The sequence below is a fragment of the Polaromonas sp. P3_B1 genome (assembly GCF_056402935.1).
The window spans coordinates 15,920-28,112 of sequence record NZ_JBFUGK010000045.1; the positions used below are offsets into that span (position 1 = coordinate 15,920).

A 12,193-nucleotide genomic window follows, 5' to 3' on the forward strand; every position below is an offset into this window, starting at 1 on the left:
AATGAACGTCATGTACCACCGCGCAAGCTCCCTTAAAGTTCTCCTCGCCCTGACGACGGCCTACTTCGTCACCAGCCTCGGCCACTTCAGCCACAACGCCGAGTTCATTTGCGAATACCCGAACCTGCCGGCCTGGCTCACAAGCGCGCAGGTCTACGCGGTGTGGGCGGCCATCACCTTCGTGGGCGCAACTGGCCTGCTGCTGATGCGCAAGAAATTCATGGCCACGGGCCTGCTGCTGATCGCTGTTTACGCGGCGCTGGGTTTTGACGGGCTGGGGCACTATGCGCTGGCGCCTATAGAGCTGCATCCCTTGGTGGCCAATCTCACGATTCTTTCGGAGGTTGTTGCGGCTGCGCTTTTACTGCCGGTGGCGTTATGGCTGTTGGCGTCGCATATGCTTCACCAAGCACGGACTCGCCAACCATCATGACCGCACAAATCATTTTTGTAGATGTCGATGACACCATGATTCGGTCCGTGGGCGCGAAACGCATTCCCATGCCGGCGGTAATTGCCCAGGTACGGCGGCTCAAATCCCAGGGAGCAACCTTGTTTCTCTGGAGCTCCGGAGGCGCTGAGTACTGCAGGGCCACGGCTCTTGAACTTGCAATCGACGACTGCTTTGAAGGTTACCTGCCAAAACCTACAGCCTACATAGACGACCAGCCTGTGCATGAGTGGCGGTTTTGTCAGCACCTTTATCCGTCGCAGGCTGAAAATGCGTAAGGGCAGCGGCCAGACCGGCGCTCGCTTTTCGCCTGTGATGCGCGTAGCTTCTTTGTACATAAGCTTGTTGCTTTGGGCTTTTCCTGTACATGCGGCCGACACGGATAAACCGGCAGGTAAAAATTGCGACCTGGTGGCGCCGCCAGCCACTGCGGGTGAAAGAGAGAATCATGGCATCACCCTGCGCGTCTACCCGCGTGCCAAGGACGTTGACGCGCGCTACAACGGATGCCAGGTGCTGTTCGCGCCGGAGGGTGAGAAATGGACAGTGGTTTTCCTCACCGAAGTGATCAACGGTGATCCGGTTCGGGTTTGGTCCGCCTATGAAACCGATGACGAAGCGCTTGCCTGCCGCTTCAAGCAAGGCAAGCTGATTCGAGGGAATCCCGACGCCTGCCCGGCGGCTCAATTTATTCTGCTCGAATCGCTGGCGCCAGGCTGCACACGCATAGTGCAGGATGCCGTCGCCAAATACGGCCTCGGGGCTCCTCGACCACCGGAATGCAAATACCAGTAATGGATGCCCCAATTGCCCCCTATGAATCACGCACTTTTTACATTGCTGTCCGATTTGGAGGCAGCCAATATTCACTTCACGCTCGGGCGTCATCGCCCCGACACCATCCTGGTCACCTGGACACGGGTAGGCGAACGAGTGGAAGTTGATGTGTTCTCCGACGGACACATGGAAGTCTCCCGTTTCACGGGAAATGAGGACATTGTGGGTGACGCTCAACTGGTCGCAGCACTCATCAGGAAAGACCTTGAATAAATAGCTTTCTGTGTGTTGGGGGGAGCGTCGACAATGGAACTTCGATATTCGCTACACCAGGATGATAGTTATGGATCATCAGCGAGATGATTGGTTCGAGGCAGAGCGCCTGCACAGGGCTGCGGCGGATGGTGATATCGCCGAGATGAAACGGCTGGTGTCGGCTGGGTACAGCGTCAGCGTGTTCGATGACCTCAGCCATACCCCTTTGCACCGCGCCGTTGAGAAAGAACAATACACAGCGGCTCTTTGGCTTCTCAAGCATGGTGCCGAAGTCAATGCGAACGAAGAGGATCGCATCGGGGAAACGGCGCTTTGCATCGGAGCCCAAGGCAACTATCCTGAAATCGTGGAGCTGTTGCTCCGCCATGGTGCGGACCCGGACATCAGCGGATGGATGGGCCTTACTGCCACGATGCGCGCGCATGACCGCAAGGATGAAGAGGGAAAGAAGATCAGTGAACTGATTGAGCGCTACCGCCGGAAGCGCAAAGGAGGCTGGCACGGCCACCTCACGGAGATGAGTTAACCCCAACGAGATCGTTTATATGAACCACCCCCTGCACTGCCAATGCGGCACCCTACAAGGCCAAGTCAGCCACACCGAATCCGTCTGCCGCGGCGTCTGCTACTGCAAGGATTGCCAGGCCTATGCGCACTTCCTGGGCAAGGCGGACGAGATCCTTGACGAGATGGGCGGATCGGACGTTGTCGCCACGCTTCCCCAGCACGTCAGCTTCACACAAGGCGTGGAAAAGTTGACCTGCATGTCCCTCAGCGACAAAGGCATGCTGCGCTGGTATGCGAGCTGCTGCAACACGCCCATCGGCAACACCTCGCGCGACTTCAAGGTCTCGCATGTCGGCCTGCTGCACAACTGCCTGCAAGATCCTTCGACCAGCCTGGACAGCGCTTTCGGCCCGGTGCGGATGAAGGTTGGGATGAAGAGCGCCAAGGGCACGCCAAAGGGTATGGCGGTTAGCACCACCGTGGCTATTCTCGGGTTCATGGCGACGTTGATACGCACGAGGCTCAATGGCGGCTACAAGATCACGCCTTTCTTTGACCCTGAGACGGGTAAGCCCCGCGTATCGCCCAAAGTGCTCACGCAGGCTGAACGGGCCGGCTTGATGGAGGGTTAGCGTGTCTTGCTCCTTCCCCCGCTGGGGGAGGGAGAAATTACTCTGCCGGATTCGCTAGCTGCGCACCGTGTCGGCCACGCGCTCGGCGCAGCTTTTGGCCTGGGCCGCGTCGCGGGCCTCGACCATCACGCGCAGCAGCGGCTCGGTGCCGCTGGCGCGTATCAGCAGGCGTCCGGTGTCGCCGAGCTCGGCTTCCACCGTTTTGCTCATGTCCGCCAGGGGCTTGCTGCTCTTCCAGTCCTGGCCGGGCTTGAGGCGCACGTTGATCAAGGTCTGCGGGAACAGCACCACCTCGCTGAGCAGCTGGGCAATGGTCTTGCCGCTGCGCACACAGGCCTGCAGCACCTGCAGCGCGCTGATCAGGCCGTCGCCGGTGGTGTGTTTGTCAAGCGCGAGCAAATGACCCGAGCCCTCGCCGCCCAGCAGCCAGCCGCGCTTGTCGAGTTCCTCGAGCACATAGCGGTCGCCGACCTTGGCGCGCACGAACTCCACGCCCTTCTTTTTGAGCGCGACTTCCACGGCCATATTGGTCATCAGGGTGCCGACGGTGCCGGGCACTTTCTCGCCGCGTGCCAGGCGCTCGTTGACCATGAGGAAGAGCACCTCGTCGCCGTTGAAGAGGCGGCCGTCGGCGTCCACCATCTGCAGCCGGTCGGCGTCGCCGTCGAGGGCGATACCGTAGTCGGCCTTGTAAGCCTGCACGGCCTTGATCAGTGCCTCGGGGTGCGTGGCGCCGACTTCGTGGTTGATGTTGAGGCCGTCGGGTGAGCAGCCTATGGCGATGACCTCGGCGCCCAGTTCATGGAACACCATGGGCGCGATGTGGTACGCCGCGCCGTGGGCGCCGTCGACCACGATCTTCAGGCCCTTGAGCGTAAGGTCGTTGGCAAACGTGCTTTTGCAGAATTCGGTGTAACGGCCGGCGGCGTCGTCCAGGCGCCGCGCCTTGCCCAGGGTGGCCGAGTCGGCCCAGACGGGTGCCTCTTCAAGGGCGGCTTCCACGGCGAGCTCCCAGGCATCGTCGAGCTTGGTGCCCTGGGCGCTGAAGAACTTGATGCCGTTGTCGGGATAGGCGTTATGGCTGGCGCTGATGACCACGCCGAGGCTGGCGCGCTGGGCGCGCGTGAGATACGCCACACCCGGTGTGGGCAAGGGCCCCAGCAGCACCACGTCGACGCCGGCCGAGTTAAAGCCCGATTCGAGCGCGCTCTCAAGCATGTAGCCCGAGATGCGGGTGTCCTTGCCGATCAGCACCGTGGGGCGGGTTTCGGTCTTGCGCAGCACGCGGCCCACGGCGTGCGCCAGGCGCAGCACGAAGTCGGGGGTGATAGGTGGCTGGCCCACCGTGCCGCGAATGCCGTCGGTGCCGAAGTATTTTCTGGTCATGGAGTCTTGTCCCTGTGGAGCTTGTTGTTCTGCAAATGTGGGGCTATTTTAGGGGGGCCTGCCCTGCCCACCTGTCAGTCAAAGGCTGAAAGATCAGGTGGCGGCCATCCATACTTTCAGGGCCTGCACGGTTTCCTTGACGTCGTGCACGCGCACGATGCGCGCGCCGCGGTCCACGGCCAGCAGGGCCGCCGCGACGCTGGGCACCATCCGGTCGGCGACGTCGAGCTGGGCCACTGCGGCCAGCGAGGTGCTGGTGGCGGCGGCCAGGGACGACTTGCGCGACCAGGCGGCCAGCAGCGGGTAGCCGGCGGCCAGGAACTCCTGCTGGCGCGCCAGCAACGCGAAGTTCTGCGCCACGGTTTTGCCGAAACCTATACCCACGTCAAGCACGATGCGCGACTTGTCAACGCCGGCAGCCGCCAGGCCGGCTGCGGCGGCCTCGAGAAAGTCCCGCACCTGCGGCACCACATCGCCTTCCATGGGCGCGACCTGCATGGTCTGCGGCTCGCGGTGCATGTGCATGAGGCAGACGCCGCAGCTGGGGTGCGCGGCCACCACCTCGGCCGCACCGGATTTGCGCAGGGCCCAGATGTCGTTGATGACGTCGGCGCCCAGGTCCAGCACGGCCTGCATGACCTCGGGCTTGTAGGTGTCCACGGACAGCGGCACACCCAGGGTGGCGGCATGGCGCACCACGGGCAGCACGCGTGCGAGCTCCTCTTCCAGCGGCACGGGCGGCGCGCCGGGGCGCGTGGACTCACCGCCTATGTCCAGCATGTCGGCGCCATTCTTGAGCAACTTCTCGCAATGGGCGAACACGCTGGCAAAGCCGCTGCCTTCGTCGTAGTACTTACCGCCGTCAGAAAAGGAGTCGGGCGTGACGTTGACGATACCCATGACGCGGGGCCTGGACAGGTCGATTTGAAAGCGTGAGGTTTGCCAGATCATGCGGGACTCCTCGGTAACTCGGTAACTCAGGAATAAAAAAACCGGGGACGGGCCCCGGTTTCGGCGACTGCCCAGCAGTCACTTGTTCTCAATCACCCGCCTCAGGCCACCGTGGGCGCCGGGTCGGTGCTGACGGCCGGCGTGCCGCCGCTGGGGCCGCCACCGCCGCCGACGGAGGAGTTGCGCGGCGTCCAGTCCTTGGGCGGGCGTGGCTCCTTGCCGGCCATGATGTCGTCGAGCTGGTCGCCGTCAATGGTTTCCCATTCGAGCAAAGCCTTGGCCATGCTGTGCATCTTGTCCTGGTTCTCTTCGATCAGCTTGCGCGCCAGGGCGTATTGCTGGTCGATGATGCGGCGCACCTCGCCGTCGACCTTTTGCAGGGTCGACTCGCTCATGTTGTTGGTCTTGGTGACCGAGCGGCCCAGGAAGACTTCGCCTTCGTTCTCGGCGTAGACCATGGGGCCCAAGGCCTCCGTCATGCCGTAGCGGGTGACCATGTCGCGGGCCAGCGCGGTGGCGCGCTCAAAGTCGTTGCTGGCGCCGGTCGTCATCTGGTTCATGAAGACTTCTTCGGCGATGCGGCCACCGAACAGCATGCTGATCTGGCTCAGCATGTACTCGCGGTCGTAGCTGTAGCGGTCCTGCGCGGGCAGGCTCATGGTCACGCCCAGCGCGCGGCCGCGCGGGATGATGGTGACCTTGTGCACCGGGTCGCACTTGGGCAGCATCTTGCCGAGCAGCGCATGGCCGGACTCGTGGTAGGCCGTGTTGCGGCGCTCTTCCTCGGGCATGACCATGCTCTTGCGCTCGGGGCCCATGAGAATCTTGTCCTTGGCTTTTTCGAAATCCTGCATCTCGACGGTGCGCGCATTGCGGCGCGCGGCCATCAGGGCGGCTTCGTTGCAGAGGTTGGCGAGGTCGGCGCCGGACATGCCGGGCGTGCCGCGCGCGATCACGCTGGCGTTCACGTCCTGGCCCAGCGGCACCTTGCGCATGTGCACATTGAGGATCTGCTCGCGGCCGCGGATGTCGGGCAGCGTCACGTAGACCTGGCGGTCGAAGCGGCCGGGGCGCAGCAAGGCGGCGTCCAGGATGTCGGGGCGGTTGGTGGCGGCCACCACGATCACGCCGACGTTGGTCTCAAAGCCGTCCATCTCGACCAGCATCTGGTTGAGGGTCTGCTCGCGTTCGTCGTTGCCGCCGCCCAGGCCGGCGCCGCGCTGGCGGCCGACCGCGTCGATTTCATCGATGAAGATGATGCAGGGGGCGTTTTTCTTGGCGTTCTCGAACATGTCGCGCACGCGGGCCGCGCCCACGCCGACGAACATTTCAACGAAATCGGAGCCGGAGATCGAGAAGAAAGGCACTTTGGCCTCGCCGGCGATGCCCTTGGCGAGCAAGGTCTTGCCGGTGCCCGGGGGGCCGACCAGCAGCAGGCCGCGCGGAATGCGGCCGCCCAGTTTCTGGAATTTCTGCGGATCTTTCAGGAAGTCGACGACCTCCTTGACCTCTTCCTTGGCTTCGTCGCAGCCCGCGACGTCGGCGAAGGTGACCGGGTTGGTGGATTCGTCCAGCATGCGCGCCTTGGACTTGCCGAAGCTGAAAGCCCCGCCCTTGCCGCCGCCCTGCATCTGCCGCATGAAGTAGATCCATACGCCGATCAACAGCAGCATCGGGCCCCAGCTGATCAGCAGCGAGGTGAGGAGGGAGGTTTCTTCGCGTGGCTTGAATTCAAACTTCACGTCGTAGGTGATCAGGTCGCCGATCAGGCCGGGGTCACGGAAGGTGGCCATGGTGCGGACCTTGCCTTCATCGACGGTCGTTCCCACGATTTCGGTCCCGCTGGGACTTTCGGCGATGACCGCGGACTTGATTTTCTTGGCGCGAACCTGCTCCAGGAACTCGGAGTACACAACGGTCGTACCGTTGCCAACATTAACCGTACCAAATTGCTTGAATACGGTGAACAGCACCATGGCGATCACCAGCCAGATTGCAATTTTGGAAAACCACTGATTGTTCAAGGACTACTCCGGTGTAAGAACAAAAGTCACATGCGCCTGATTTTAGGCCTTTCAAGGGCCAAAACAGCTTAACCCGGTCCCGGCCCCTGGTTTAAAGCGGGATTAGGGCCTGCCCTAGGGTAAATCCGTGGGTTCTAGCCCTGCTTTTTCAGTCCCCGGCCTATCAGAAAAGTCTCCGACGAGCCCGGGCGTGAGGCCTTGGGCTTGAGCGGTTTGACGACCTTGAAGGTGTCACGGAACAGCTTGACCAGCTGGTCGTAGCCGCTGCCGTGGAACAGTTTGACCACCAGCGTGCCGTCCGGTTTCATGCGGTTCTGGGCAAATTCCACGGCCAGCTCTATCAAATGGGCGATGCGGGCGGCATCGGCGGACTCTATGCCCGAGAGGTTGGGCGCCATGTCTGAAATCACCAGATCCACACGGATCTGCCCCTCGGGGCCGGCCAGGGTGTCCTCCAGCTGTTGCAGCACCTCGGCCTCGCGGAAATCGCCCTGGATGAAGGTCACGCCCTCGATGGGCTCCATGGGCAGCAAATCGAGCCCGATGATGCGGCCGTTGAGCGTGCCCGCCGCCGCGCCCGCAGGCGACAGCTTGCGCCGCACATACTGGCTCCAGGCCCCGGGCGTGCTGCCCAGGTCGACCACGCAGTCGCCGGGCTTCACCAAACCGAAGGTTTCATCAATTTCCTTCAATTTGTAAGCGGCGCGCGCGCGGTAGCCTTCTTTCTGGGCAAGTTTGACGTAGGGGTCGTTGATGTGCTCGTGCAGCCAGGCTTTGTTGACCTTTCCCTTGCCGCCGGCCTTCACGGCGGCTTTGCCCGCCGCCTTGACGGCGGCCTTGGCATCGGTCTGGACGCCGGGCTTGAAACCGGTCTTGGCATTTACTTTCATGGGGTCTATTGTCCTCTCCCGGACACGCCCGATAATTGGCCCATGGCTCAAATACAACTTACCCCCGCCCAGCGCAAGGATCACCGCGCCGATGCCCACCACCTGAACGCGGTCGTCATGATCGGTTCCGACGGCCTCACCCCCGCCGTCAAGAAAGAAACCGACGCGGCGCTCAAGGCCCACGGGCTCATCAAGGTGCGGGTGCAGTCGGATGACCGCGCCGGCCGCGAGGAAATCTTCCAGACCCTGGCCGACGAGCTCAATGCCGCGCCCATCCAGCACATCGGCAAGCTGCTGGTGCTGTGGCGCCCGATGCCCGAAAAGGAAAAAAAGGTCAACGAAGACCGCATGCCCGGCCCGCGCGACGTGAAGGTGCTCAAGAACAGCTCGCGCTACGGCCAGCGGCCCGAAGTCAAAACCCTGCGGGTGCTGGGCAACCAGCGCCTCACGCCCGGCGGCACTGTCAAGCGGGCCAAGAAACCCCAGCTCAAAAGTGTCAAGAAAAGCGCGCAGGGCTGAGCCCCCGGACTGCCAGCAGGCAGCCCGTCGGGGCCAATCACCCCGATAGCGACATTCTTGCTGCCGGATGGGGCCCCAAGCCTTTAGATTCGAGACTTCCGCCCACAGCTACACGCCATGACCAATCCCCTTCTCGCCAATCCGCTCCTCGATTTTTCCGACCTCCCCCTGTTTGACCGCATCCAGCCCGAGCATGTGGGGCCCGCCGTCGATGACCTGATGGCCAAGGCCGACGCGGCGCTGGAAACCGTCACCGCCCCCGACTTCCCCGCCACCTGGGCCGGCATCGCCAGCGTGCTGGACGTCGCCACCGAGAACCTGGGCCGCGCCTGGGGCGCCGTGAGCCACCTCAACAGCGTGGCCGACACGCCCGAGCTGCGCGCCGCCTACAACGCCGCCCTGCCGCGCGTGACCGAGTTCTGGACCCGGCTGGGCGCCGACGAGCGGCTCTATGCCAAATACAAGGCCATTGACGTGGCCACGCTGAACGCCGAGCAGCGCCAGGCCCACAAGAACGCGATCCGCAACTTCGTGCTCTCGGGCGCCGAACTGCAGGGCGCGGACCGCGATCGCTTCGCGCAAATCCAGGAGCGCCAGGCCGAGCTGAGCCAGAAGTTCAGCGAAAACGCGCTGGACGCGACCGACGCCTTCGCCTACTACGCCGGTGAGGCCGAGATCGCCGGCATCCCGGCCGACGTGCTTCAGGCCGCGCGCGCCCAGGCCGAGGCTGAAGGCAAGGCCGGCTACCGCTTCAGCCTGAAGATGCCGAGCTACCTGCCCGTCATGCAGTTCGCCACCAGCGGCAAGCTGCGCGAAACCCTTTACAAGGCCTACACCACCCGCGCCAGCGACCAGGCCGCGCCCGAGTTCAGCAAATTCGACAACAGCGCGATCATGAAAGAGATCCTCGCGCTGCGCCTGGAAGAGGCCAAACTGCTGGGCTACAACAACTTCGGTGAAGTCTCGGTGGTGGCCAAGATGGCCCAGTCCCCCGATGAAGTGATCACCTTTTTGCGCGACCTCGCGCGCCGCGCCCGGCCCTATGCCGAAAAAGACGTGGCCGACCTGCGCGCCTTCGCCGCCAGCCAGCTCGGTATGGCCGAACTCCAGCCCTGGGACTACGCCTACGTCGGCGAAAAGCTCAAGGAAGCGCGCTACGCCTTCAGCGAGCAGGAGGTCAAACAGTACTTCACCGCGCCCAAGGTGCTGGCGGGCCTGTTCAAGATCGTCGAAACCCTGTTTGAAGTCGCCATCCGCAAGGACTCGGCCCCGGTGTGGAAACCCGGCGTGGAGTTCTACCGCATTGAGCGCAACGGCGAGCTGGTGGGCCAGTTCTACCTCGACCAGCCGGCCCGCACCGGCAAGCGCGGCGGCGCCTGGATGGACGACGTGCGCGCCCGCTGGCTGCGCCCCGACACCGGCAAGCTGCAAACCCCGGTCGCGCACCTGGTCTGCAACTTCGCCGAGGGCGTGGGCGGCAAGCCGGCGTTGCTCACGCACGACGACGTCACCACGCTGTTCCATGAATTCGGCCACGGCCTGCACCACATGCTCACGCAGGTCAACGAGCGCGATGTCTCCGGCATCAGCGGCGTCGAGTGGGATGCGGTCGAGCTGCCCAGCCAGTTCATGGAAAACTTCTGCTGGGAATGGGACGTGCTCAAGCACATGACCGCACACGTCGACACCGGCGCACCGCTGCCACGCGCGCTGTTCGACAAGATGCTGGCCGCCAAGAACTTCCAGAGCGGCATGCAGACGCTGCGCCAGGTCGAGTTCTCGCTGTTCGACATGCTGCTGCACACCGCGCACAAGCCGGCCGACGACCTCATGGGCCTGCTGAACGAGGTACGCAAGGAGGTCGCCGTGATCCCTTCCCCTCCCTATAGCCGTACCGCGCACAGCTTCAGCCATATTTTTTCGGGTGGTTACGCCGCCGGGTATTACAGCTACAAGTGGGCGGAAGTCCTGTCGGCCGACGCCTACGCCGCCTTTGAGGAAACGGCTACAGCCCTACCCTCGCCGGCTGGCGACGATGGCGGAAAAACCACGGTCACGGTGGAAACCGGCAGGAAGTACCGCCAAGCCATCCTGGAGGCCGGCGGAAGCCGCCCTGCCATGGAGTCCTTCAAGGCTTTCCGTGGCCGCGAACCCTCGATTGATGCTTTGCTGCGTCATCAGGGTATGGCCTGACACCTTCCGGCGCCCAAAAACGTTGTGAGACTTGCAGGGCCTGCGTTAAGCTTGCCCTTTCAAGCCTGCTCTCCCTGAGCCCGTATCTGAGACGATGACGACTGGAACACCATGAAAACAAATGCCGTGAAATCCCTCGCGCCCCATGCCCTGCTGGCCCTGGCAGTGGCCGCAGGCGGTCTTTTTCCAACGCTGGCGCAAGCCCAGCAGGTTTATCGCATCGTCGGCCCTGACGGCAAGGTGACCTTCTCCGACCAGCCGCCGCCTGCGGCGGCCGGCAATGCCAAGGTCAGCGCGGCCAATCCCGGCGGCTCCGGCAACTCGGCGCCTACCGGCCTTCCCTTCGAATTGCGGCAAATCGCCAGCAAATACCCGGTAACCCTCTATTCAGGCAACGGCTGCGGGCCCTGTGCCACCGCCAAGGCCATGCTGACCAACCGCGGCATCCCTTTTTCCGAGCGGACTGTCACCACCACCGAGGATTTGAAAGCGCTGGAGCGGCTCAGCGGCGACGCCACCCTGCCCTTCGCCACCATCGGCAGCCAGCAGCTCAAAGGTTTTTCAGACGCGGAATGGACCCAGTTCCTGAACGCCGCCGGTTACCCCGCCACCTCGGTGCTGCCACCCAGCTATCGCCCACCGGCGCCAACGCCGCTGGTGGCCGTCGCCGCAGCACCTGCCACCAACACCGGCACCGCCCGCCCCGCCGCCGCACCCACACCGGCAGCCCCGCCGCCGCCTGCGGCTGACAACCCGGCCGGGATCAAGTTCTAGGCAGGCCGCTCCCCAAACGCAAACGCCGGGTTTTCACCCGGCGTTTTGCTTTTGGAGAACCGACGGTTTAAAACACCAGCGTCTTGACGCCGCCCGGCGCGCCCAGCAGGCACACATGGGCCTTCTGGAAGGCGAACACCCCCACCGTCACCACACCGGGCCACTGGCTCACTTGCGTCTCAAACGCCAAGGGGTCGGTGATCTTCAGGCCGGTCACATCCAGGATGTGCTGGCCGTTGTCGGTCACCAGCGGCTTGCCGTCCTTCAGGCGCAGCGCCGCCTTGCCGCCCAGCGCCTCGAACTGCCGCGCAATGCGCTTGGCGGCCATGGGAATCACCTCGACCGGCAGCGGGAAGCTGCCCAGGGCCGTGACCAGCTTGGACTCGTCGGCGATGCAGACAAACTTGCGCGACTGCGCGGCCACGATTTTTTCGCGCGTGAGCGCCGCGCCGCCGCCCTTGACCATGTAACCGGCGTGGTCGATTTCATCAGCGCCGTCGATGTAGACACCCAGTTCGTCGACCTCGGTCGCGTCGAACACCTTGATGCCCAGCGCCTGCAAACGCTCAGTGGAGGCGACCGAGCTGGACACCGCGCCCGCGATGCGGTCCTTCATGCTGGCCAGCGCGTCGATGAATTTGTTGACCGTGGAGCCTGTGCCGACGCCGACAATGCTGCCTTCTTCCACATAGTGCAGGGCCGCCTGGCCGACCAGGGTTTTGAGTTCGTCTTGGGTCATGGAAATATTTGGAGAAGTGGAACCAGAGGATAAAACGGGTTTTGCGACAATCGGGGCTCTTACGGGCTCTTGCC

At 63.4% G+C, this 12,193-nt stretch carries 14 protein-coding genes; 9 read left to right on the forward strand and 5 right to left on the reverse strand.

The annotated features are described in order from the left end of the window. Position 1: 1 nt before the first annotated feature. The 6 genes from AC1DXS_RS21450 to AC1DXS_RS21475 all read left to right on the forward strand — a co-directional run bounded on the left by AC1DXS_RS21450 (position 2) and on the right by AC1DXS_RS21475 (position 2,643). Positions 2–433, forward strand: coding sequence for a hypothetical protein (locus AC1DXS_RS21450; RefSeq protein WP_477739482.1), 432 nt, complete (start codon positions 2–4; stop codon positions 431–433). Beyond that, on the forward strand, positions 430–729 hold the full coding sequence (locus AC1DXS_RS21455) for a DUF705 domain-containing protein (RefSeq protein WP_477739483.1): 300 nt from the start codon (positions 430–432) through the stop codon (positions 727–729). The genes AC1DXS_RS21450 and AC1DXS_RS21455 overlap by 4 nt, the downstream gene beginning before the upstream one ends. Beyond that, on the forward strand, positions 677–1,246 hold the full coding sequence (locus AC1DXS_RS21460; RefSeq protein ID WP_477739484.1) for a hypothetical protein: 570 nt from the start codon (positions 677–679) through the stop codon (positions 1,244–1,246). The genes AC1DXS_RS21455 and AC1DXS_RS21460 overlap by 53 nt, the downstream gene beginning before the upstream one ends. 21 nt (positions 1,247–1,267) lie before the next feature. Beyond that, positions 1,268–1,501 carry a hypothetical protein gene (locus tag AC1DXS_RS21465; RefSeq protein WP_477739485.1) on the forward strand — a complete coding sequence of 78 codons (234 nt, stop codon included), beginning with the start codon at positions 1,268–1,270 and terminating at the stop codon, positions 1,499–1,501. A 70-nt stretch (positions 1,502–1,571) separates the two neighbouring features. Beyond that, positions 1,572–2,030 (forward strand): ankyrin repeat domain-containing protein, encoded by a 459-nt coding sequence (locus AC1DXS_RS21470; RefSeq protein ID WP_477739486.1) that lies wholly within the window; start codon positions 1,572–1,574, stop codon positions 2,028–2,030. A 19-nt stretch (positions 2,031–2,049) separates the two neighbouring features. Beyond that, positions 2,050–2,643: a DUF6151 family protein gene (locus tag AC1DXS_RS21475; RefSeq protein WP_477739487.1), complete on the forward strand. Its 594-nt coding sequence runs from the start codon at positions 2,050–2,052 to the stop codon at positions 2,641–2,643. Positions 2,644–2,697: 54 nt separating this feature from the next. Here AC1DXS_RS21475 and glmM read toward each other — a convergent pair whose 3' ends face one another. The 4 genes from glmM to AC1DXS_RS21495 form a co-directional block, all read right to left on the reverse strand. Continuing rightward, positions 2,698–4,029, reverse strand: a complete 1,332-nt coding sequence (gene glmM / locus AC1DXS_RS21480; RefSeq protein WP_477739488.1) for a phosphoglucosamine mutase — start codon at positions 4,027–4,029, stop codon at positions 2,698–2,700. A 93-nt stretch (positions 4,030–4,122) separates the two neighbouring features. After that, on the reverse strand, positions 4,123–4,980 hold the full coding sequence (gene folP, locus AC1DXS_RS21485; protein WP_477739489.1) for a dihydropteroate synthase: 858 nt from the start codon (positions 4,978–4,980) through the stop codon (positions 4,123–4,125). A 101-nt stretch (positions 4,981–5,081) separates the two neighbouring features. After that, positions 5,082–7,004 carry an ATP-dependent zinc metalloprotease FtsH gene (ftsH, locus tag AC1DXS_RS21490; protein WP_477739490.1) on the reverse strand — a complete coding sequence of 641 codons (1,923 nt, stop codon included), beginning with the start codon at positions 7,002–7,004 and terminating at the stop codon, positions 5,082–5,084. Positions 7,005–7,138: 134 nt separating this feature from the next. Continuing rightward, entirely contained in the window at positions 7,139–7,894 is a 756-nt protein-coding gene (locus AC1DXS_RS21495) for an RlmE family RNA methyltransferase (protein WP_477739491.1), read from the reverse strand. Between the two features lie 42 nt (positions 7,895–7,936). On the opposite strand from AC1DXS_RS21495, the gene AC1DXS_RS21500 reads away from it, so the two are divergent. The 3 genes from AC1DXS_RS21500 to AC1DXS_RS21510 all read left to right on the forward strand — a co-directional run bounded on the left by AC1DXS_RS21500 (position 7,937) and on the right by AC1DXS_RS21510 (position 11,380). After that, positions 7,937–8,413, forward strand: coding sequence for a YhbY family RNA-binding protein (locus tag AC1DXS_RS21500; protein WP_477739492.1), 477 nt, complete (start codon positions 7,937–7,939; stop codon positions 8,411–8,413). Positions 8,414–8,530: 117 nt separating this feature from the next. Then, complete coding sequence (locus tag AC1DXS_RS21505) at positions 8,531–10,606, forward strand: M3 family metallopeptidase (protein ID WP_477739493.1); 2,076 nt, start codon at positions 8,531–8,533, stop codon at positions 10,604–10,606. A 111-nt stretch (positions 10,607–10,717) separates the two neighbouring features. After that, positions 10,718–11,380, forward strand: a complete 663-nt coding sequence (locus AC1DXS_RS21510; RefSeq protein WP_477739494.1) for a glutaredoxin domain-containing protein — start codon at positions 10,718–10,720, stop codon at positions 11,378–11,380. 67 nt (positions 11,381–11,447) lie between these two features. Here the strand turns inward: AC1DXS_RS21510 and rpiA are convergent, their stop codons facing one another. Next, positions 11,448–12,119, reverse strand: coding sequence for a ribose-5-phosphate isomerase RpiA (gene rpiA, locus AC1DXS_RS21515; protein WP_477739495.1), 672 nt, complete (start codon positions 12,117–12,119; stop codon positions 11,448–11,450). Positions 12,120–12,193: the final 74 nt, after the last annotated feature.